The 22014-nt window shown below is 66.4% G+C and carries 18 protein-coding genes and 2 pseudogenes; 9 read left to right on the top strand and 11 right to left on the bottom strand.

Going from position 1 to position 22014, the window contains the following annotated elements; translation table 11 throughout:
* Positions 1–170: 170 nt before the first annotated feature.
* The 3 genes from OKW52_RS04915 to OKW52_RS04925 all read left to right on the top strand — a co-directional run bounded on the left by OKW52_RS04915 (position 171) and on the right by OKW52_RS04925 (position 2762).
* The gene (locus OKW52_RS04915) at positions 171–1139 is read left to right on the top strand and encodes an ABC transporter substrate-binding protein (protein WP_264507656.1); all 969 of its coding nucleotides are present in this window, start codon (positions 171–173) and stop codon (positions 1137–1139) included.
* A 79-nt stretch (positions 1140–1218) separates the two neighbouring features.
* Positions 1219–2001, top strand: coding sequence for an ABC transporter ATP-binding protein (locus OKW52_RS04920; RefSeq protein WP_264504720.1), 783 nt, complete (start codon positions 1219–1221; stop codon positions 1999–2001).
* Positions 1998–2762, top strand: a complete 765-nt coding sequence (locus OKW52_RS04925) for an ABC transporter permease (RefSeq protein WP_406622188.1) — start codon at positions 1998–2000, stop codon at positions 2760–2762. The genes OKW52_RS04920 and OKW52_RS04925 overlap by 4 nt, the downstream gene beginning before the upstream one ends.
* A 16-nt stretch (positions 2763–2778) precedes the next feature.
* On the opposite strand, the gene OKW52_RS04930 is transcribed toward OKW52_RS04925, so the two are convergent.
* The 5 genes from OKW52_RS04930 to trpS form a co-directional block, all read right to left on the bottom strand.
* A complete protein-coding gene (locus OKW52_RS04930) occupies positions 2779–3153 on the bottom strand; it encodes a hypothetical protein (RefSeq protein WP_264504722.1) in 375 nt (124 codons plus the stop codon).
* Positions 3154–3316: 163 nt separating this feature from the next.
* A complete protein-coding gene (locus OKW52_RS04935) occupies positions 3317–4411 on the bottom strand; it encodes a CobW family GTP-binding protein (protein ID WP_264504723.1) in 1095 nt (364 codons plus the stop codon).
* Between the two features lie 246 nt (positions 4412–4657).
* Positions 4658–5476: an alpha/beta fold hydrolase gene (locus OKW52_RS04940; protein ID WP_264504724.1), complete on the bottom strand. Its 819-nt coding sequence runs from the start codon at positions 5474–5476 to the stop codon at positions 4658–4660.
* Between the two features lie 39 nt (positions 5477–5515).
* Complete coding sequence (locus tag OKW52_RS04945; protein ID WP_264504725.1) at positions 5516–6652, bottom strand: hypothetical protein; 1137 nt, start codon at positions 6650–6652, stop codon at positions 5516–5518.
* Between the two features lie 203 nt (positions 6653–6855).
* Positions 6856–7911 carry a tryptophan--tRNA ligase gene (gene trpS, locus OKW52_RS04950; protein WP_264504726.1) on the bottom strand — a complete coding sequence of 352 codons (1056 nt, stop codon included), beginning with the start codon at positions 7909–7911 and terminating at the stop codon, positions 6856–6858.
* An 84-nt stretch (positions 7912–7995) separates the two neighbouring features.
* Here trpS and OKW52_RS04955 point away from each other — a divergent pair, with 84 nt between their 5' ends.
* Together OKW52_RS04955 and OKW52_RS04960 are read left to right on the top strand one after the other, a co-directional pair.
* Positions 7996–8724: a rhomboid family intramembrane serine protease gene (locus OKW52_RS04955; RefSeq protein WP_264504727.1), complete on the top strand. Its 729-nt coding sequence runs from the start codon at positions 7996–7998 to the stop codon at positions 8722–8724.
* Positions 8725–8790: 66 nt separating this feature from the next.
* Positions 8791–9030 (top strand): GlsB/YeaQ/YmgE family stress response membrane protein, encoded by a 240-nt coding sequence (locus OKW52_RS04960; RefSeq protein ID WP_127108853.1) that lies wholly within the window; start codon positions 8791–8793, stop codon positions 9028–9030.
* Between the two features lie 21 nt (positions 9031–9051).
* On the opposite strand, the gene murJ is transcribed toward OKW52_RS04960, so the two are convergent.
* The 3 genes from murJ to OKW52_RS04975 all read right to left on the bottom strand — a co-directional run bounded on the left by murJ (position 9052) and on the right by OKW52_RS04975 (position 14698).
* Positions 9052–10614, bottom strand: a complete 1563-nt coding sequence (gene murJ / locus OKW52_RS04965; protein ID WP_264504728.1) for a murein biosynthesis integral membrane protein MurJ — start codon at positions 10612–10614, stop codon at positions 9052–9054.
* Positions 10615–10668: 54 nt separating this feature from the next.
* Positions 10669–13407 carry a [protein-PII] uridylyltransferase gene (locus OKW52_RS04970; protein ID WP_264507657.1) on the bottom strand — a complete coding sequence of 913 codons (2739 nt, stop codon included), beginning with the start codon at positions 13405–13407 and terminating at the stop codon, positions 10669–10671.
* Positions 13408–13510: 103 nt separating this feature from the next.
* On the bottom strand, positions 13511–14698 hold the full coding sequence (locus OKW52_RS04975; protein ID WP_264504729.1) for a penicillin-binding protein activator: 1188 nt from the start codon (positions 14696–14698) through the stop codon (positions 13511–13513).
* Positions 14699–14837: 139 nt separating this feature from the next.
* Between OKW52_RS04975 and rsmI the strand changes: the two are divergent.
* The 4 genes and pseudogenes from rsmI to OKW52_RS04995 all read left to right on the top strand — a co-directional run bounded on the left by rsmI (position 14838) and on the right by OKW52_RS04995 (position 18059).
* Positions 14838–15739: pseudogene (gene rsmI / locus OKW52_RS04980) on the top strand (16S rRNA (cytidine(1402)-2'-O)-methyltransferase).
* Complete coding sequence (locus OKW52_RS04985; protein WP_264504730.1) at positions 15736–16089, top strand: YraN family protein; 354 nt, start codon at positions 15736–15738, stop codon at positions 16087–16089. Before rsmI ends, OKW52_RS04985 begins: the two are co-directional and overlap by 4 nt.
* 129 nt (positions 16090–16218) lie before the next feature.
* The gene (gene gshB / locus OKW52_RS04990) at positions 16219–17160 is read left to right on the top strand and encodes a glutathione synthase (protein ID WP_264507658.1); all 942 of its coding nucleotides are present in this window, start codon (positions 16219–16221) and stop codon (positions 17158–17160) included.
* A complete protein-coding gene (locus OKW52_RS04995) occupies positions 17157–18059 on the top strand; it encodes an alpha/beta hydrolase (protein ID WP_264504731.1) in 903 nt (300 codons plus the stop codon). The genes gshB and OKW52_RS04995 overlap by 4 nt, the downstream gene beginning before the upstream one ends.
* Here OKW52_RS04995 and OKW52_RS05000 read toward each other — a convergent pair.
* From OKW52_RS05000 to OKW52_RS05010, 3 genes and pseudogenes are all read right to left on the bottom strand, one after another.
* Positions 18022–19539: a YifB family Mg chelatase-like AAA ATPase gene (locus OKW52_RS05000; RefSeq protein WP_264504732.1), complete on the bottom strand. Its 1518-nt coding sequence runs from the start codon at positions 19537–19539 to the stop codon at positions 18022–18024. The genes OKW52_RS04995 and OKW52_RS05000 overlap by 38 nt on opposite strands.
* Before the next feature lie 320 nt (positions 19540–19859).
* Positions 19860–21036, bottom strand: a pseudogene (gene tuf / locus OKW52_RS05005) (elongation factor Tu).
* Positions 21037–21247: 211 nt separating this feature from the next.
* Complete coding sequence (locus OKW52_RS05010; protein ID WP_264504733.1) at positions 21248–21988, bottom strand: hypothetical protein; 741 nt, start codon at positions 21986–21988, stop codon at positions 21248–21250.
* Positions 21989–22014: the final 26 nt, after the last annotated feature.

Here is a 22014-nt window from a genome sequence, read left to right on the forward strand (position 1 = left end):
ACAGACCCACTGAATCTGCACATTTTTCACGCGGTTTATGTCGCGAGAGGGCAAAGCAGGTGGAGACACGTTTCAACCGTCCGGCGGCCACTCAGAATGGTCGCAGACCGTCCTCAAAGGGAGCCCCCACCGTGACTCGATCCATCCTGCTCGCCAGCCTGTTCGGCGCGATGCTTGCCGTGCCTGCCGTTGCCCAGACTTCTGTGCCTTTCACGCTGGACTGGCGGTTCGAGGGGCCGGCTGCGCCGTATTTCCTGGCCGTCGATAACGGTCACTTTGCCGCCGAAGGCATGGAGGTCGAAATCTCCCCCGGTCAGGGCTCGCTTGATGCGATTCCGAAAGTGGCGACCGGTGCCTATCCGATCGGATTTTCGGACATGGCCAGCCTGATCAAGTTTCTGGACCAGAACCCCGACGCGCCCGTCACCGGCGTGATGATGATGTATGACGTCCCGGCTTTTGCCATTGTCGGTCGCCGCAGCCTTGGGGTTGAAACGCCTGCCGATCTGGAAGGCCGCACGCTGGGCGCCCCGCCGCCCGATGGTGCCTGGGCGCAGTTCCCGGTGTTTGCCGCGGCACAGGGGCTGGACGTGAGCACGATCACCGTGGAGCCCGTCGGCTTTCCGACGCGTGAGCCGATGCTGGCCGCCGGTGAAGTCGATGCCGTGACCGGCTTCTCGTTCACCTCGTCGCTGTCGACCATGCGTCTCGGCGTGCCCGAGGATGACATCGTGGTCATGCTGATGGCGGATTATGGCGTCGAGCTTTATGGCAACGTGATCATCGTCAACACCGACTGGGCCGAAGCCAACCCCGAGCTGGTCACCGGCTTCCTGCGCGCCGTGGCGATGGGTGTCCGTGACGCCGCTGCCGATCCGGCGGCGGGCGTGGCGGCGATTGCCGCGCGCAACCCGGCGCTGGACAGCGATCTGGAAGTGGCGCGTCTGAACATGGCGCTGCGTGACAACATCCTGACCCCCTGGGTGATGGAGCACGGCATCGGCAACATCGACGCCGAGCGTTTCGCCACCTCGCTGGAACAGATCGCCATGAGCTATACGTTCACCAACCCGGTCGATGCGTCGCGCTATTTCACCGATGCCTATCTGCCGACCGATGGCAGCCTGATGATGCAGTGACCGCCGGGTCGCACTGACAAGGGAAAGCCCGGCCCGCAGTGGCCGGGCTTTTTCTGACAAAAAGAAGAGGGACACGCGTGTGGGGAATCTGATCGACATCAAGGGCGTGACGCACGCCTACAAGACCAAATCGGGGCCGTTCCCGGTGCTCAAGGATCTGAATATATCCATCCCCGAGGGCAGCTTTTGCGCCGTTGTCGGCCCCTCGGGTTGTGGCAAGTCCACGCTGACCCGGCTGATCGCCGGGCTGATGTTCCCCGATCAGGGCGAGGTCTGGCTGCATGGCGAGCTGGTGAAAAGCCCGCGCAAGACGGTGGGCATGGCGTTTCAGAACCCGGTGCTGCTGGAATGGCGCACCATCCTGCAAAACGTGATCCTGCCGCTGGAGATCGTCGCGCCGACCATGCCGCGCGCGCAGAAAGAAGCCCGCGCCCGCGAGTTGCTGGCGATGGTGGGCCTGGAGGGGTTCGAGAACAAGCGCCCGTCCGAGCTGTCGGGCGGCATGCGTCAACGCGCCAGCCTGTGCCGGGCGCTGGTGCACAAGCCCGACATCATCATTCTGGACGAGCCCTTCGGCGCGCTGGATGCCTTCACCCGTGAAGACCTGTGGCAGACCATGCACCAGTTGCGCGCCAAGGAACCCTTCACCGCGCTGTTGATTACCCATGATCTGCGTGAAAGCGTCTATCTGGGCGATCAGGTGGTGGTGCTGTCGGGCCGTCCGGCGACCACGCAATACGTGATGCAGGTCGATATCCCCGGCCCCCGGCCGCTGGAGATGCTCTATCAACCCGATCAGATCCAGCGGCTTGCGACCCTGCGCCGTGAGATCCAGATCGCCCAAGGTCGCGAGGTGGCATGATGGACTGGAAAAAAGTCGCCGTCCCCGTCGCTGCAATCATCGTGCTGCTGCTCTTGTGGGAGCTGCTGGTCTGGGCGATGGGCTGGCCGGATTACAAGATGGCCTCGCCCAGCGACCTGTGGCCCGCGTTCGAACGCTATCAGCACCTGTTCTGGCTTTATGGCTGGCAAACGCTGTGGCGCACGGTGGTGGGTCTGGCGCTGGCTGTGGTGTTCGGGACGTTCCTTGGCATGATCATGGGCCTGAGCAAGCTGATGAACGACGCGCTCTATCCGCTGCTGGTGGGGTTCAACGCGATCCCCAAGGCAACGGTGGTGCCGGTCATCGCGCTGATGTTCGTCGGCCAGCATGATTTCAACACCATCCTGATGGCGTTCATGATCTCGTTCTTCCCGATCGCGGTGTCGGTGTCGATCGGGTTGAGCACGCTCGAGCCGGAATACCGCGATATCCTGCGCTCGCTGGGCGCGTCGCGCTTCACGGTGTTCTGGAAGATCGCGCTGCCGAAAACGCTGCCCGAGTTCTTCGGCGCGCTGAAAGTGGCGGCGACGCTGGCGTTTATCGGCACCAACCTTGTCGAGATCATCACCCCGCACGGGCGCGGGCTGGGCCATCTGTTCCAGAGCGCGCAGACCAACAGTGACTTCCCGCTGATGTTCGCCGTGCTGCTGGCGCTCGCGTTTCTGGGGATCGTTCTCTATTACGCGGTCGTCGCGTTGGAGCGGATCTTTGCGGGCTGGGCGGTGCGGACCGCGCAATAAGCGCAGGCGAAGCCCGTCAGTGAAGGACGGGCTTCGTCGCTTGCGCCGGTTTGCGGGTGCGGACCGGGGTGCGCGGGGCCTTTTTGGCCGGGGCGGTTGCCGGTTTGGCCGCTGCCGGTTTCGCGGCGGCTTTTGCCGGGGCCTTGCGCGGTGCAGCGGACGTGATCGCGGTCACCGTGGCCGAGGCGGCGGGTTTCACCGCCACGGTGCGCGGGATCGCCGGTTTCATCTGCTCGGCTTCCTGAGCCAGCGCGCGGGCGCTGTCATGCGGCATCATCTGCGCCCAGGCAGCCCAGAGCCTTAGCGACTGCTCGACCTGCGCCTGCCAGATCTGCGTCCAGAAGGTGATTACCGGGGTGAACGTCCCGGCCGGGGGAATATCGTCGGACATGCTGTCCCTCCTCGTTACACGCGCGGATCGCGCCTAGGCCCGAGGATAGCCGAGAGCCGGGCAGCCGGGATTGATCCTGCGCAAGGACAGGCTGAATTGTCGGGGCCTGGCGCGGGTTCTGCCTGCGGTTTGGGCTTTTCGCTCAGGCCGCGGGCAGCGGGACTCAGATCTTGTGTTCCTCGACCGGCGGTTTCGAGCGCAGGAAGGCGAGGCTCTCGGCCAGATAGCCGGGCGGCAGATCGCGGCCGATGACCACGATCCGGGTGGTCTTGTCATCCTCGGGCCAGTGGCTGAGCGGCACGGGCGGGTGGAAGATATGCTGCACGCCGTGCAGGGCGAAGGGGTGCTTCATGCCCTCGACATGCACCACACCTTTCAGGCGCAGGATGTCGGCGGCGGCCGAGTTCATCAGCGATTCCAGCCACAGGTCGAAGACGATGGGCGAGATCGGTTCGGCAATCTCGACCGACTGCGAGCTGACCCGGCCATCATGGCCGGGGCGCTGCACGGCCGAGGCGGTGCTGACGAAAAGACCGTGCGATTGGCCGAAAGGGTCGGTGTTCTTGAGGCCGCTGAGCGGCGGCAGGCTGGCTTTCTTGGGCGCGGCGGCGACCCAGGCGAGCGTCTGCGCCGCGCTGCTGTCCTGCCGCGGAGCAAGGCCAAACAGCAAGGCGGGGTCGATCTGGCCGTGGTCGGCGTGGTGGCGGGGCGCGCCGGGGTTGATGGTGGCGAGGCGCTTTTCAAAACCGGCCAACTGGCCGGGGGTGACCAGATCGGCCTTGGTGACGATGATCCGGTCGGCCATGGCGATCTGCTGCACGGCCTCAAACTGGCTGTCCAGACTGTGCCCGCCGGTGGCGGCATCCGCCGTGGTCAGCACGCCGTCCAGCGCGAAATCGTAGGACAGGTTGCCGTCCATCACCAGCGTCTGCACGATGGGCGCAGGGTCGGCGATGCCGGTGGTTTCGATCACCACGCGGTCAAAGGCGATCTCGCCGGCATCGCGGCGTATCCGCAGATCGTTGAGCGTCTCGGCCAGATCGCCGCGCACGGTGCAGCACAGACAGCCCGAAGACATCAGTACCATAGTTTCGGTGGTGCTTTCGATCAGGTCGTGATCCAACCCGATCTCGCCGAATTCGTTGATCACCACGGCGGCCTTGTCCATCCCGGGATCGCGCAACAGGGCGTTGAGCAGCGTCGTCTTGCCCGAGCCGAGAAAGCCGGTCAGCAGGGTCACGGGGATCGGTGCGGGCATCTCTCAGGCTCCTGTTGTGGCGGGGCAGAGGTAAGCTGCCGAAGCGCGCTTGGCAACCGGGGCAGGGGGGCCTTGCCCCCCTCTGCGCGTGACCGCGCATTCACCCCCCAGGATATTTAGAGAGCAAAGAGGGGCGTTAGGGTTTCGTTAACCATGCGCTTATTTGCTCTTCAAATATCCCGGGGGAGTCGCGCCTTGGCGCGGCGGGGGGCTGGCCCCCCTCTGACCGCGCAACAGGCCCTGACGTCAAAGCGACGCGACGAACTCGGCCAACAGCGCGTTGAACACCGCAGGCGTCTGGCGGAACGGCGCGTGGCCCGCGCCCTCGACCCGGACAATCCCGCGCGCCCAAAGCGTTGGCGCGGTGAGCGTGTCGAAGTAGGGCGCCTGCAGGAACGGATCGTCCGCCCCGTTCACCACGGCGAAGGGCACCGACAGCCCTTCGACCACGCTGCGCTCGTCGATGAAGCCTTGGGTCAGCGCCGCGTTGAACATGATTTCCCGCGCCCGCCCGTCCGTGCGTTTGACCATCGCCAGCAGATGCGGGTCGACCTGCCCGTTCACCCCGCCGGTATGCAGCGCATAGCCTGTCGCCTCGGCATCCGAGAAGTCGCGCTTGGCGGTGAGGTTCTCGGCCTCGGGATCAATGTTGAACGCCGACATGAAGCTGTCGACCGAGGGCGCGACCGGCGGGGTGCCGCTGATCATCAGCCCTGCCACCGGCGTGCCGCGCCCGATCATCTCCAGCGCCGCGTGTCCGCCCAGCGACCAGCCGAACACCGCCGGGGTTGTGACCTCCAGCGCCTTGAGCACCGCCTCGATCGCCGCCGCGTAACCGGCAAAGGTATAGGTGCTTTCGGGATGGGGCGCATCGGTCGAGGCGCCGTGCCCCGGCAGATCCGGCGCGATCAGGCGATAGCCGCTCAGCTCGGGCGCGGCGAACTGGCCGTCGAACACCTCTTTGCAGGCCGAGTTGCCGTGGATCAGCAACAGCGGCTTCCCGCCGCCGCCGGAATCACGCAGCGCAAGGGTTCCGAAGGGGGTGTCGATCTTCGTCTGGGTCATGGTGTGCTCCTGTGGTTCGCGCCACGATAGCGCGGTCTCCTACCGGATCACCAGTCGCAACAATGCCCTGACCCCCAGCCGCAGCCCCCCGCGCCCCAGCCGTCCCAGCAGCGGCGCGAGCAGCGCCACCCCCGACATCAGGACCGAGAACACCCCCGCCACCAGCGCCAGCACCTCGTCGCTCATCCGCAGCCCAAGCCGCAGAAAGCGCGACTTGCCCAGCATCTCCAGCGCCCCCACCGTCCGCGGTCCCAGCACGTCCGAGGCCCGCGCGATCCGCGCCGCATCGCCGGGGGTGTCGATCGCGCCCATCAGATGCAGCGCCTGCCGCGTGCCCAGCCTGGTGTTGAGCCGCCCCAGATCCTGCGCCACCTCGACCGCCGGGCGGATCACCGCTGGCCGCGCCAGTGCCGCCAACCCATCCGCTGACCGCACCGCCCGCAGCCCGCCCCAGTCCACGCCAAAGACGACAGCGCGGCGGAACACGCCCAGAATCTCGGGCGCCAGCCGTCCCATCCGATGCGCGACCCGCAGCAGGCCCGAGCCGATCTTCACCGTGTAGGATGTCCCGCCCGAGACAACGACCAGCCCAGTCGCGGCGATGCCGACAAAGGCGATCCCCAGATCGATCTGATCCACCGCATCGCCCGCCACATAATGCCTGCCCTCGCGCACCAGCGCGACCAGATCGCCCAGCACCGTCACGTTCACCGCCACACCGCAACTCAGCGCCGCGCTCAGGGCGCAGTCGCGCAGGTCCCAGGCGCAGGCGGCGCAATCGAGGCCGGTGGCGATCCAGCCGTTGTCCGCGCCGTCCAGCACGTCGATCCGGTCAGCCAGCGCTGCGGGCAAGACACCCCCCTGCGCCGCCGCCAGATCCTGCAGCGCGCCGATCACCACCCAGTCGCGCGGCTCCTCGCCCAGCCGAGCCTCAAGCCGGGCCAGCACCGCCTCGGGGGTCGCCGCACGCGCCAGCCCGCGCTCATAGGCCGCCGCCAGCTGCGATTCCGTGCGCTCGACAAACGGTTCAAGCCCCGGCATGCGCGCCATCTCCAGCGCCCAATAGGCCGTCCAGCTCAGCGAAATCACCGCGATGACCGCCAGCACTCCACGCTCGATCCAGCGGCGTTTGCGCGCTTTGGGGTCGGGCGGGCGGGGTTTGCGGCGCAGCAACATGTTCCGGCCACTGTGAGCGGTCACGCGTTCAGGGGCAAGTCAGGACAATTTTGCTCAAATCGTCCCTTCATCATCTGTCCGAAAATATCCTCAGGGGGGTGAGGGCCCGCCCCGGGCCCGAGGGGGGCTGAAAGCCCCCTGCGCGCCGCATGGCGCGCGCGGCGGGCGACCCCTCGATGGGGTTGCCCGCCGCGCCCTGCTCTTTAACGCCGCGAGCGCACCATGCCCACGATGTCATAGGTGCGTTCCATGATCGGCCGCGCAATCGCATCCGCCCGGTCCGCGCCCTGACCCAGGATCGCGTCGATCTCGTCGGGGGCCTGCATCAGCCGCGCCATCTCGGTCGAGATGGGCGACAGCGACTCGACCGCCAGATCGGCCAGTTTGGGCTTGAACGCGCCAAAGCCCTGGCCTGCGTATTCCGCCAGCACCGCGTCCTTGGTCATGCCCGCCAGTGCCGCGTAGATGTTCACCAGGTTCTTCGCCTCGGGCCGGTCGGCCAGCGCGTCGAAACTGTCGGGCAGCGGTTCGGCGTCGGTTTTCGCCTTCCTGATCTTTTTCGAGATCGTATCGGCGTCATCCGTCAGGTTGATGCGTGACGCGTCCGAGGGATCGGATTTCGACATCTTCTTGGTGCCGTCGCGCAGGCTCATCACCCGCGTCGCTGCGCCCTCGATCACCGGTTCGGTGATCGGGAAGAAATCGACCTTGTAGTCATGGTTGAACTTCGTGGCGATGTCGCGGGTCAGCTCGACATGCTGTTTCTGATCCTCGCCCACCGGCACATGGGTGGCGTGGTAGAGCAGAATGTCGGCGGCCATCAGCGACGGATAGGCGAACAGACCGAGCGAGGCTTTTTCTGCATCCTTGCCCGAGGTCTTATCCTTCCACTGCGTCATGCGGTTCATCCAGCCCATGCGGGCCACGCAGTTGAACACCCAGCCCAGCTCGGCATGGGCCGAGACCTGGCTCTGGTTGAACAGGATCGACTTCTTTGGGTCCAGCCCGGCGGCCAGATAGCCGGCGGCCAGTTCGCGGGTCTGGCGCTTCAGGGCGTCGGGGTCTTGCCAGACGGTGATCGCGTGCATGTCGACCATGCAGTAGATCGTCTCGATCCCCTGATCCTGCATTTCGACAAAGCGTTTGATCGCGCCCAGATAATTGCCCAGCGTCAACCCGCCCGAGGGTTGGATGCCCGAGAAGACGCGCGGCTTGAACTTGGCGTTCGGGGTTGCGGCGCCCGTGGAAGTGTCAGCCATAGACGTCACTCCGTGGTGGAAAACATACGCCTGTTCGCTTATCGCTGGCACGGCGGGGCGTCAACCGACCCCGCAGGAGCCCCCATGACCGACCAAGATCAGAACGACGCCGACGAACAGCTGTTGCGCGATCTCAATTCCTCGCCGCTCAACCCGTTGCCGGGGGTGGTCTGGCTGTTGGTGCTGGCTGTGCTGGGGGTCGAGGCCGCGCTCAGCGCCGCCGGATACGGGCTGATCGGCGGGCCGCAGGGCGTGGGCTGGCGGCTGTCGGCGATCCAGCGCTTTGGCTATTCCAGCGCGATTCAGGGCTGGATGCTGGAGACCCGGCATTTCCCGCCCGCGCATCTGCTGCGCTACGTGACCTTCCCCTTCATCCACGGCTCGCCGATGCACGCGCTCTTCGGCGTCGTGCTGCTGGCCGCGCTGGGCAAGATGGTCGGCGAGCGGTTTGGCGCGGTGCGGTTTCTGGTGCTGGCGCTGGGTGTGCCCATCGGGGCGGCGGCGATCTTCGGGCTCATTCTGGGTGATGACCAGTTGGGCTGGCTGTTTGGCGCGATGCCCATGGTTTTCGCGCTGGTCGGCGGCATGACATGGCTGCGCTGGCGCGATGCGGGCACGGATCGGGACAAACAGCGCCGGGCCTTTGCGCTGATCGCGGTCCTGATGGGCGCGCGGCTGGCCTTTGGCCTGGTCGCCGAAACCGGGCCCGCATGGATCGCCGAGCTGTCGGCGTTCGGGCTGGGCTTTGCGGCGTCTGCGCTGGTGCTGGGGCCGGGCAGCTGGCAGCGATTGCGCGCAAAAATTCGCGCATGATCTGACTTGTTCGATGGAACCGACGCCGTAGAGTAGGCGTTGGATCGTTCAAAAGGAGATCACACTATGGGCATGGGATGGATCGGCGCGATCATCGTCGGCGGTTTCGCTGGCTGGTTTGCATCGAAGTTCATGAATTCAAACACCGGGGTGTTGGTTAACATCATCCTCGGGATCATCGGCGCTGCCGTGGCCAGCTTTCTGTTCGGCCTGCTCGGCGTCAGCTTTTCGGGTATCCTTGGATACCTCATCGCCGGTTTCGTCGGCGCGTCGCTGCTGATCTTTATCGGCCGACGGGTATTCTGACCCCGGTTTTCTAAACGGCTTTCACCGCTGCCGTTTCATGGCGGCGGTGAAATCCGACAGCTTGAAGGCGCCGATCAGCGCGCCCAGTCCGAAGTAGGACACGACGCCGATCGCCACCAGCAGCAGCACCCCCAGATAGCGCCAGCCCGCCGCCTCGATCATCGGGGCAAGCGGGATTTGCGCGAACCACACCACCGCCCCCATCATCAGCGACGCTGCGATGATCCGCGGTGCCCGGCTGCGCAACCGGTCGTCAAACCGCGCCGCCTCGCCCATCGGGCGGCTGCCGAGCCAGAGTTGAAAGACCATCACCCAGGCCGCGACCGAGGTGGCAATCGCGGCGGCGATGTAGCCGACCACAAAGGCCAGCCCCACGGCCAGCGCGGCATTCACCACCATCGAGATAAGGGCATAATTGAACGGGCTGCGGGTATCCTCGCGCGCGAAGAACAGCGGTTGCAGGGTTTTTTGCAGTACAAAGGCGGGCAGGCCGATGCCATAGACGGCGACGGCCAGCGCGGTGGCGGCGGTGTCCTCGGGGCCGAAGCGGCCGCGCTCGAACAGCACGGCGGTCAGCGGCACGGCGGCGGCGACCAGCGCCACGGCAGACGGCAGGGTCAGCGCCAGCGCGAACTCGGTCGCGCGGCTGAAGCTGTGGCGGGCACCGGCGGTGTCGTTGGCCTTGAGGCGGCGCGAGAGGTCAGGCAGCAGCACGACGCCGATGGCGATGGCCACCACGCCCAGCGGCAGCTGATACAGGCGGTCAGCGTTATAGAGCCACGCCACCGCATCGCCGAAATAGCTGCTGACCTGACGGCCCACCAACAGATTGACCTGAACCACGCCGCCCGCCAGCATGGCAGGCGCGGCGACGATGGCCAGATGCTTCATCTCGGGTGTGAAGCGCGGCAGGCGGGGCCGCAGGGTGATGCCCGCGCGGTGCGCCGCCCACCAGACCAGCGCCAGCTGGGCGATGCCAGCAACCGGAATGGCCCAGGTGATCGCAAGACCGGGGTCAAAGCCCATCAGCGGATCGGATTGCAGCGCCATGGCACCGGCAAGCGCGCCGATGAAGATCAGGTTCAGCAAGACGGGTGCGGCAGCAGCGGCGGCAAAGCGGCCCGTCGCGTTCAGCACGCCCGAGGCCAGCGCGGCCAGTGAGATGAACAGGATGTACGGGAACGCGATGCGCCCGTAGAGCACCGCCAGATCAAAGCGTTCGTCGCCGCGAAAACCCGAGGCCATCGCCAGCACCAGCCACGGCATCGCCACCTGGGCGATCAGCGTTATGACCAGAACGAGGCTGGCCAGCCCGGCGAAAGCGTCGCGCGCGAAGCCTTCGGCATCGTCGCCCGCTTCGTATTTCTTCGAGAACATCGGCACGAAGGCGGTATTGAACGCGCCTTCGGCAAAGAAGCGGCGGAACATGTTGGGCAGCGAGAACGCCACGATGAACGCCTGCGCGGCGGGGCCGGTGCCCAGCACGGCGGCGATCCACGCGTCGCGCACAAAGCCCAGGACGCGGCTGGCCAGAGTCCAGCCGCCGACGGTAGCAAAGCCCTTGATCAGGCGGATTGGCGTCACGATGACCCCTTGGGTGTCAAGATTGGGTTAAGATCTGCGGAGGAACCGGCGTGCTCACGCCAGTTCGGCCCGTTGTACGCCAGCTTCGATCGCGGCGTGGAGTTTTTTCTCAAGCGCCTCTTGGCGCGATTTGGTGTGCAATTTCAGGCCGAACATGTCTTTCACGTAGAAGCTGTCGACCACCTGCACGCCGTAGGTCGCGATCACGGCGCTGGCGATATAGACGTTGTTGGCCGCCAGCGTGCGCGTCAGGTCATAGAGCAGGCCGGGACGGTCGCGGGTGTCGACCTCGATGATCGTGTAGATATCCGAGCCGTCATTGTCGAAGACGATCTTGGTCGGCACGCGAAAGCCGCGCTCGCGTTTCTTGACCTTGTCGCGGTCCTTGAGCGCCTGAGTCGCGACGACCTCACCGGCAAAGGTGCGCTCGATCATCTTGCGCAGCCGGGGCTGGCGCGCGGCCTCGTAGGGGCGGCCATCGGCGTCTTGTATCCAGAATTCGGCGGTCGCGTAGCCGTCCTTGGACGTATAGGTGCGCGCGTCGACGATGTTGGCCCCGACCAGCGCCAACGCCCCCGACAGGCGCGAGAAGATCCCCGGATGATCCGCCAGCGCGAAACAGGCGCGGGTGGCGTCGCGGGCGTCGTCAAGATGCAGGTCGATGCGGATCTCGCTGTCGGAAATCCCGCGCAACAGGTTGGCAAAGACGACATGCGTTTCGGTCATCAACCCCTGCCAATAGGGGCCGTAATGGCGCGCGGTTTCGGCGCGCAGCTCGGCGCGGGGCCAGTCGGCCAGCGCGTCCCGCAGGGCGCGCTTGGCCTCGTTCTCGCGGTGCGAGCGGTTCAGCGCCTCGGCCCCGCCTTCGAGCGCATCGGCGGTCCCGGCGTGTAGCTGGCGCAGCAACATGGCTTTCCAGTTGTTCCACGTCCCCGGACCCACGCCGCGAATGTCACAGACGGTGAGCACGGTCAGCAGGTCCAGCCGTTTGCGGGTTTTCACCGCCTTGGCGAAATCGCGGATGGTGCGCGGGTCGCCGATATCGCGCTTTTGCGCCACGTCGGACATCAGCAAGTGATGGCGCACCAGCCATTCGACGGTTTCGCTTTCCTCGGCGGTCAGGCCCAGACGCGGCGCGACGCGGCGGGCGATCTGGGCACCAAGGATCGAGTGATCCTCGGGCCGGCCCTTGCCGATGTCGTGCAGCAAGAGCGCGACGAACAGAACCTTGCGGTTGATGCCCGCGTCCAGAATCTTGGACGACAGCGGCAGTTCCTCGATCAGTTCTTTCCGCTCGATCTGGGCGAGGGTGCTGATGCACTGGATGATATGCTCGTCCACCGTGTAGTGGTGGTAGACGTTGAATTGCATCATCGCCACGATGGATTCAAATTCGGGGATGAACGCGCCCAGCACGCCCAGTTCGTTCATCCGCCGCAGCGCCCGCTCGGGGTTGCCGTGCTTGAGCATCAGATCCATGAAAATGCGCTTGGCTTCGGGCGTTTCGCGCAGGTCGGCGTCAATGCGGTGCAGGTTGGCGGCGATCAGGCGCATCGCGTCGGGGTGGATCAGCAGCCCGGTGCGCAGCGCTTCTTCAAAGATGCGCAGCAGGTTCAGCGGATCGGCAAGAAAGGCTTGCGGGTCTTCCAGATTGATCCGGTTCAGATCGACGCGGAACCCGGGCTTGACCTTGCGACGGCGGCGCAGCAGGCGCAGCAGGTCGGGCGCGCGCTTGACGTGCCGGGCCTCCAGCGCGGTCAGGAAGATGCGGGTCAGTTCGCCGACATGGGTGGCGTGGCGGAAATAGGCCTGCATGAAATGCTCGACCGCGCGGCGTCCGCCGTGGTCGGTATAGCCCATCCGCTCGGCCACATCGGGCTGCATGTCGAAGGACAGGGTATCGACCGCCCGGCCGTTCAGGTGGTGCAGATGGCAGCGCACGGCCCACAAAAACGTCTCGGCGTCGCGGAATTTGCGGTACTCGCCCTCGGTGAAGAACCCCAGTCCGACCAGCTCGGCAGCCTTTTGCACGCCGTGGATATATTTGGCGATCCAGTAGAGCGTTTGCAGGTCGCGCAGCCCGCCCTTGCCCTCTTTCACGTTGGGTTCCAGCATATAGCGCTGGCCGCCCTGCTTGCGGTGCCGTTCCGAGCGTTCGGCCAGCTTGGCCTCGACAAAGTCGGACTGGGTATTGGCAAACAGGTCTTTCCACAGCCGCGAGGTCAGCCCGCGCGCCAGCACGGCGTTGCCGGTCAGATAGCGGGTCTCTAGCAGGGCGGTGCGGATGGTGTAATCTTCGCGGCCCAGCCGCAGGCAATCCTCAACCGTGCGGGTGGAATGGCCGATCTTCAGCTTGAGATCCCACAGGATATAGAGCGTCGATTCGATCACGCTTTCGGCCCAGCCGGTGACCTTGTGCGGGGTCAGGAACAGCAGATCCACATCCGATTGCGGGGCCATTTCGGCCCGGCCATAGCCGCCGACGGCCATCACCGCCATGCGCTGACCCTTGGTCGGCGTGCCGTTCTTGTGCAGGTTCAGCTGCGCAACCTGCAGCGCCGCTGTCACGACAATATCGGTCAGCCAGGTCTGCGCGCGGACATACGAGCGCGCATCGCGCGGAGCCTTGGCAAAGGCGGCCTGCAGCGTGGCGTTGCCCTGACGCAGCACATCGCCCAGCGTGGCGACGGTGAACGCGCGGATATCGCGGGCCTCGGTCAGCGGGCCAAGGCCTTCGGTCAAGGTCTGGTCCAGCGCGTCGAGGTCGCACAGTTCGGCCTCGGCGACCAGCATGAGGTCGCCGGGGGCAGGGGCGGGGGGCAGGGCGTAGAGACGTTCAACCGGCAGGGCAGCGGTGCGGCCAGCAGCGGGGGCGGTGTTGGGCACGATCAGCCTCTTACGTCCCCGGAATGACGAAGCTGCGCGGCGCCGGGTCCAGAATGACCACGGCGTTGTCGCGGATCGTCGCCACGGCCAGACCGCGCTGGTTGGTGCCATCCGGCAGCAGGCGGAACACGCCGTTCACGCCGACAAAGCCCGAGGCCTGCGTCAGCGATTCGCGCGACAGCGCGTCCGGTGCGCCGCTGCCGAGCAGCGCGCCGATGGCGGCGATGCCGTCATAGGCCAGCCCGGCGATCGGGTGCGGCGTGCTGCCGTAAGCCGCCTGATAGCGCGCCTCGAACTGCTGGGTGACGGTCGGGTCGGGCAGGGTGAACCAGCCCTCTTGCAGCCCGCGCAGTTGCAGCGTGGCGGCGGGAACGTTCCATTGCGTCACGCCCATGAACTGGAATTGCGGCCCCGAGATCCGGTTGTCGGGCAGCAGTTGCGCCAGAATCGGCAGGGCCCCGGCGCTGTCAGCGGTGAACAACAGCGACTCGGCCCCTGACGAACGGGCGGTCGAGGCCAGCGTCGGCAGCGCGTTGACGATGCCTTGCTGCGAGAAGTCATAGGTTTCGGTGGCGACGATCTGACTGCCGCTGCCAGCGGCCGCGCGGTTGACGGCGGCGAGCATCAGCTCACCGGCCGTGGTCCGCTCGCCGATGATCATCACCCGGCCCCGGCCCTGCGCGGCGGCATAGTCGAGCACGCGGCGCGCGGCGTTGTCGGGCGTCAGGCCCAGCACGAAGACGTTGTTGCCCGCAATGGCCGGGTTGTTCGAGAAGCTGAGCACCGACAGGCCGGTGCCGGACACCGCGGTGCCAACCGCAGCGGCTTCGGCACCATGGACCGGGCCCAGAATGATCCGCGCGCCGTCACTGGCGGCTTGCTGCGCGACCTGCGCGGCAACGGCGGGATCGCCTTGGGTGGCATAGACCCGCAGGTCGATCTGAACGCCCGACAGATCCGCCACCGCCATGCGGGCGGCGTTTTCCAGATTGGTGGCAAGAATGTCGTTGCCCTGCGTCGTCGATCCGCCCGGAACCAGCAGCGCCACGACGACCGGCGCGTTGGGGTCAACGCGCGGCGTGCCGCTCATGCCGCCAAGGTTGATCGGACCGCAGGCGGCAAGCGCCATGAGGCCAACCAGCGCCGCGCGGCGTGACAGACGGGAAACAAAACGACGGGTGGGGGATTGCGCGCGCATCGAAGTCCTCTCAACGGCGTTTTGACAAGGGCGGGTTGCAGCGGCTTGCACCGCGGGCAACAGTATTGAACACACACAGTGAAGTAAACGTGTCTCTGGAGCCGATATGACCGATGCGCAAGACCCGAGCGATGACGATCTGCGGCTTTCCGCCGGGGAGCCGGGCCCCGCACCCCTGGACTGGGCCGCTGGCCCGGCCAAGGTGCTGCCGGGGCTGCACCTGCTCTCGACCCCGATCGGGGCCGCGCGCGACATCACGCTGCGGGCGCTGGACCTGCTGGCCAAGGCCGATGTGCTGGCGGCCGAGGACACGCGCACGCTGCGGCGGCTGATGGAGATCCACGGCATCCGCATCGACGGCCGCCCGATGATCCCCTACCACGACCACAACGGCGCGCAGGCCCGGCCCCGCATCATGGGGCTGCTGGCCGAGGGCAAGTCCGTTGCCTACGCCAGCGAGGCCGGCACGCCGCTGGTCGCCGACCCCGGCTTCCAGCTGGCCCGCGCCGCGATTGCCGAGGGGTATACCGTGCTGGCCGCGCCCGGCGCGTCAGCCGTGCTGACCGCGCTGGCGGTGGGCGGGCTGCCGACGGATCGCTTTTGTTTTCTGGGCTTTCCCCCTCGCAGGGGGCGGCGCGGCAGCAGTGGCTGGAAGAGGCGATGGCAATCCCGGCGACGCTGGTGATGTATGAATCGCCCAAGCGCATTCACCGATTGTTAGATGATTTGAAGCAGCATGAAGGGAGAGAGGCCGCGCTGTGCCGTGAACTCACCAAACGGTTTGAAGAGGTGATTCGCGGGACGCTGGGGTCCGTGGCCGCGGATATTGAGGGGCGTGATCTGAAAGGTGAGATCGTGTTGCTGGTCGGACGGGCTGAGGCAGTGACCGGCGATGCGGTGGATCTGGATGCGATGCTGCGCTCGGCATTGGCGGGTGAAAGCCTGCGTGAGGCGGTCGCCGCGGTGACCGAGGCTACAGGCCTGCCCCGGCGGCAGGTGTATCAACGGGCGCTGGCGCTCGGGAAGGACGGGGACGGATGAGCGGGGCGGTTTCATATCATGCAGGTCTCGCGGCTGAGGATCAGGTCGCGCGCGATTATCACCGGCGGGGATTTCCGGTGGCGGCACAGCGCTGGCGTGGCAAGGGCGGGGAAATCGACCTCGTGGCGCAGGACGGTGACGGGTATGTTTTTGTCGAGGTCAAGAAAAGCCGCAGCCACGCGCGGGCGGCGGAACGGTTGTCGCAGCGGCAGATGCGCCGGCTTTATGATGCCGCGGCAGAGTTTCTGGGCGGTTGTCCGAAGGGGCTGAACACACAGGCCCGGTTTGACGTGGCGCTGATTGACGCTCAGGGCCGGATCGAGATCGTCGAAAACGCGCTCTGCGCCTGAGGCTTCCTGCGTAATCACAGGTCTGTTGCTGCAATGCAGGGTCTGGGTGATTGAAACTTTCGCGCGGCTGCGCCATCTATCCCCCGTGGGCAAACCGCCCCCAGCGGAAGAGCAGGAGATGTCATGGCGTTGCGTGTCGCTTTCCAGATGGACCCGATCGAGGGCGTCAACATCAATGCGGACAGCTCTTTCCGGCTGGCCGAAGAGGCGCAGGCCCGGGGCCATGAGCTGTGGGTCTATACGCCCGACAAACTGACTTTCGATGAGGGCAAGGTCGTGGCGCGGGCGCGGTCGCTGCGCGTGAAGCGGGTGCAGGGCGACCATGCCGAACTGGGCGTGGAAGAGCGGCTGGATCTGTCGACGATGGATGTGATCTGGCTGCGCCAGGACCCGCCGTTCGACATGGCTTATATCACCTCGACGCATCTGCTGGACATGCTGCGTGACAAGGTCCTGATCGCCAACGATCCGTTCTGGGTGCGCAACTACCCGGAAAAGCTGCTGGTTCTGCAGTTTCAGGATCTGACGCCGCCGACGATGATCGCGCGCAATCTGGATGAAATCCGCGATTTCAAGCACCGCCATGGCGACATCATTCTCAAGCCGCTCTACGGCAATGGCGGCGCGGGGGTGTTCCGGCTGGACGCGGGCGACCGCAACCTGTCGTCGTTGCATGAACTGTTCACCGGATTTTCACGCGAGCCGCTTATCGTGCAGAAATTCCTGCCGGCGGTGTCCAAGGGCGACAAACGGGTGATCTTGATCAATGGCGAGCCGATCGGCGCGATCAACCGGGTTCCGGCCGAGGGCGAGACGCGCTCGAACATGCATGTCGGCGGGCGGCCCGAAAAAATCGGCCTGACCGACCGTGACCGCGAGATTTGCGCGGCCATCGGGCCCTTGCTGCGCGAGAAGGGCCAGATCTTTGTCGGCATCGACGTGATCGGCGACTGGCTGACCGAGATCAACGTGACCTCGCCCACCGGCATTCAGGAGCTGGAGCGGTTCGACAGTATCAACGTGGCCGCCCGGATCTGGGAGGTCCTTGAGGAAAAGCGGGCCACTTCATGAGTTGGCAGGCCGAGGTTGTCCGTGTCGTCGCCCGCAAGGTGACGCGCCGAGCGCTGGCCCGCCAGCGCGACCCGGCCATCGCCCGCGCCGATTTCGAACGCCTTTCCGGCCGCGTTTTCCGCGCGCCGCCCGGTTCGCTGGCGCTGGAAGGCACCGCCGGCGTCCCCGGTCTGTGGGTCAGCAACAGGCCGCAGGGAGAGAGCGTTGTGCTCTATTTCCACGGCGGCGCCTATGTGATGGGCAGCCCGCGGACCCACACCGGCATTGCCGCCGCCATCGCCCTGCGCACCGGCGCGCGGGTGTTCGTGCCGGACTATCGCCTGGCGCCCGAGCATCCGTTTCCCGCCGCCTTTGATGACGCCGTCGCAACCTATGACGCGCTGGTCGCGCTGGGGTCGCGGCCTGAGAACATCGTTCTGGGCGGAGATTCCGCGGGCGGCGGGCTGGCTTTGGCGCTGCTCGGGCATCTGTGCCGCGAAGGTCGGCCCCCGGCCGGTCTGTTCGCCTTTTCGCCCTGGACCGATCTGACCTTTGCCGGGGCCTCGCTGGTGACCAATGCCGCGCGCGAGCAGGTGCTGCCCGCGCACCGCCTGACCGAGACGCGCACTCTGATCCTGGGCAGCGCAAAGCCGCAAGATACCAACGACCCCCGGCTGTCGCCACTGCAGGCCAGCTTTCCCGCGGCGCCGCCGGTGATGCTGCACGCCGCCCAGTCCGAGATCCTGCGCGACGACACGCAACGCATGCGGGGCCGTCTGCCCAATGCCGAGATCCGCATTGCGGGCGATTTGCCCCACGCCTGGCCGATGCTGCACCGCTGGTTGCCCGAGGCGCGCGAGACGCTGGACCAGACCGCCGCGTTCATCCGCCAGTGTCTGCCGCAGACAGCCGAAAGCTGACCGCCTCGGCCACATGCGGCAGACGGACGGTGGCGCTGGCGTCCAGATCCGCAATGGTGCGCGCGACGCGCATCACCCGGTGATACCCGCGTGCGGTCAGGCCGAACCGGTCGGCGACTTTGGCCAGCAGCGCACGCCCTTCGGGATCGGGGGCGGCGATCTCGTCCAGCAGCGCGCCTTCGGCATCGGCATTCACCTGCACCGTCGGATGCGCGGCAAAGCGCGCGTCCTGCAGGGTGCGCGCGCGCGCGACGCGGGCCGCGATCTGCGCCGAGGTCTCGCCGGTGGCAGGCAGGTCGAGGTCGGACCAGCCGACCGGCGGCACCTCGATCCGCAGATCGAAACGGTCCATCAGCGGGCCGGATATCCGCCCGAGATAATCGTCACCACAGCCCGGCGCGCGCGCGCAAGCGCGACTGGCATCGCCCAGATAGCCGCACCGGCAGGGGTTGGCGGCGGCGATCAGCAGGAAGCGGCAGGGATAGCGGGTGTGGGCATTGGCGCGGGCGACGACCACTTCGCCGGTCTCGATCGGCTGGCGCAGGGTTTCGAGCACGGTGCGGGGAAATTCGGGGAACTCGTCGAGGAACAGCACACCGTTATGCGCGAGGCTGATTTCCCCGGGCTTGGCCCCTTTGCCCCCGCCGACGATGGCCGCGACCGAGGCCGTGTGATGCGGCTCGCGGAACGGACGGCTGCGCGAGATGCCGCCTTCGTCCAGCAACCCGGCGAGCGAGTGAATCATCGAGGTTTCAAGGGCTTCCATCGGTGAAAGCGGCGGCAACAGCCCCGGCATCCGCGCCGCCAGCATGGATTTCCCCGAGCCGGGCGTGCCGACCATGATCACGTGATGCCGCCCGGCCGCGGCGATTTCGAGCGCGCGTTTGGCGCGTTCCTGGCCTTTCACATCATGCATGTCACGCGCGCCGGGGTCGGTGATGACCTCGCCGGGTTGGGCGCGGGGCAGCGGCGTCTGGCCGGTGAAATGGTGGATGGCGTCTTGCAGCGTGGCGGGGGCGAAGACCTGCGCCGCGCCGACCCACGCAGCCTCGGCCCCGCAGGCGCGCGGGCAGATCAGCGTGTACCCGGCGCTGGCGGCAGCCATGGCGGCGGGAAGCGCGCCGACCACGGGAACCAGCGCGCCGTCCAGCGCCAGTTCGCCTAACGACACGCTGCCCGCCAGTTCATCGGCGGGGATCACGTCAAGCGCGGCAAGAAGGGCCAGCGCGATGGGCAAGTCGAAATGCGAGCCCTCTTTGGGCAGGTCGGCGGGGGACAGGTTCACCGTGATGCGGCGGGGCGGCAGGGCGATGGAGAGCGACGACAGGGCGGCGCGGACCCGTTCGCGGGCCTCGGACACCGCCTTGTCGGGCAGGCCGACGACATGAAAGGCGGGCAGGCCGGGGGTAAGGACGCATTGCGCCTCGACCAGACGGGCCTCGATCCCGTCGAAGGCCACGGTGCGCGCGCGTGCCAGCATTGCGTGTCTCGCCCCATCCATCGCCAGAGGATCGGCGTTGACTGGTTAGGAAAGGGTTAACGGGGGGCGTCATTCTTCAGGCCGGGACTGCCAGCGAGGTGGGGTATCGCCGCTTTGCCCGATGATATCGCGCGGGGGTGTTCGCTGCTGCGCTGACTGTAGGGCTGTTCAGCACGCAGTCCGTCTGGGCCCGAGGTGGGACTGCCGGTTCGGCCCGGTGCCGGGTGGCACGCGATGAGCGGCCAAAAGAAACGGCGCGCGAGGTTTCCCCCGCGCGCCGATGGGTCCGGTAGGGTGGGGTTGAACCCCACCCTACGCCCTCACTTGATGATCTTCGAGACGACGCCTGCACCGACGGTGCGGCCGCCTTCGCGGATGGCGAAGCGCAGTTTCTCTTCCATCGCGATCGGGGCGATGAGCGAGACTTCGAACTTCAGGTTGTCACCGGGCATGACCATCTCGGTGCCCTCGGGCAGCTTGACGGTGCCGGTCACGTCCGTGGTGCGGAAGTAGAACTGCGGGCGGTAGTTGGCGAAGAACGGCGTGTGACGGCCACCCTCTTCCTTGGTCAGGATATACGCCTCGGCTTCGAAGTCGGTGTGCGGGTTGACCGATTTCGGCTTGCACAGCACCTGGCCGCGCTCAACGCCGTCACGCTCGATGCCGCGCAGCAGGATACCGACGTTGTCGCCAGCTTCCCCACGATCCAGCAGTTTGCGGAACATTTCCACGCCCGTGCAGATCGACTTCTTGGTGTCGCGGATGCCGACGATTTCGACTTCGTCGCCAACGTTGATCACGCCACGCTCGACACGACCGGTCACAACCGTACCACGACCCGAGATCGAGAACACGTCTTCGATCGGCATCAGGAACGGCTGGTCGATGGCGCGGGCCGGGGTCGGGATGTAGGTGTCGACGGCTTCCATCAGCGCGCGGATCGAGATCCTCGCCGATTTCCTTCATCTCACCGATCATCGCCTGATAGGCCGAGCCTTTGACGATCGGAATGTCGTCGCCGGGGTATTCGTACGACGAGAACAGCTCGCGCAGTTCCATTTCGACCAGCTCGATCAGCTCTTCGTCGTCGACCAGGTCGACCTTGTTCATGTAGCAGACCATGTACGGAATGCCGACCTGACGGCCGAGCAGGATGTGCTCGCGCGTCTGGGGCATCGGGCCGTCCGAGGCTGCGCAGACCAGGATCGCGCCGTCCATCTGGGCAGCACCGGTGATCATGTTCTTCACGTAGTCGGCGTGGCCGGGGCAGTCGACGTGCGCATAGTGGCGCGCAGCGGTCTCGTATTCCACGTGCGCCGTCGAGATCGTGATCCCGCGGGCTTTCTCTTCCGGCGCGCCGTCGATCTGGTCATAGGCCCGGAAGTCACCAAAGTATTTGGTGATCGCTGCGGTCAGCGTCGTCTTGCCGTGGTCAACGTGACCGATCGTCCCGATGTTCACGTGCGGCTTGTTACGTTCAAACTTTGCCTTCGCCATGATGGCTTCTCCTCAAGTCTTGATCCGCGCGGCGGGGGAGGCCCCGCCTGTTGGGTGTCGAGCGCGCGGGGAAAACCCCGCATTTCGGCGGGCCGCGTCGCGCGCGAGATAACGGCGAAACACGGGAAAATCAAGACGATTGGCGTCGTTTAGGCACTAAAACGCTGGGCTGTGGCGGACCCGGCCTTGCGGCCGGGTGCGGAGCCTTGCGTCAGCGCCGCCCGCAGCCGCGTTGCGGCGCGGTGCCGTCGGCGGCGGCGGCCGTTCCTGTCGGATCCGCGGCGGGGGTTGCCGCAGCGTCGGCTGGCAGAACGACGGCGGTGTCATCGGGGGTGCTTGCAGCGGGGGCGGGTGCGTCGGTGCCCGCCGCTGCTGCATCGGCAGGCGCTGTCTCATCGCCTGCGTGTTCGAACCACTCAGGGTGTTCCAGCATCCAGGTCTCGATCCGCAGGGCTGCGTTCGCGGCCAGCGCGGCCATCTGCTGCTCGGCATTCTGGGTCAGGCCCGAGCCGACGATGGACGAGCCCCCGGCGCTTTCCAGAATGGTGAACTGCTCGGGCTCTTCGTTGAGCGGGCGGCCCAGACGGTCATCCCACAGATTGGTCGAGATGATCAGCGCCGAGCGCGGCGAGGCAACGATGGGGATCCCCGGCACGGCCAGCACATAGGCGTCCATGTGGATGGCGATATGGTAGAGGCGGTCGCCCTCGTACCGGCCAAAGCGGCGGTCGATCTCGTCGCGCATGACATCGGCGAAGTCGTCGAGATTGGCTTCGCGCGAGAGTGGGCCCTGCACCGTGTCATTGGTGGTGACGATGTTATAGCACAGGCGGAAATCGCTGAATTCGGCGCGCATGTCTTCAAGCTGAGTGCCGTCCCGCGAGCAGGCGGCCATCAGGGCCAGGAGGCCCGCGGCCAGCGTGGTCTTCAGCGTATTGCGCGCGATGGCCATGGGCGTCCCTCAAGTTTGTGCCTGAA

Origin of the sequence: Pararhodobacter zhoushanensis (assembly GCF_025949695.1) — a bacterium.
In the GTDB taxonomy this organism is placed as follows: domain Bacteria; phylum Pseudomonadota; class Alphaproteobacteria; order Rhodobacterales; family Rhodobacteraceae; genus Pararhodobacter; species Pararhodobacter zhoushanensis_A.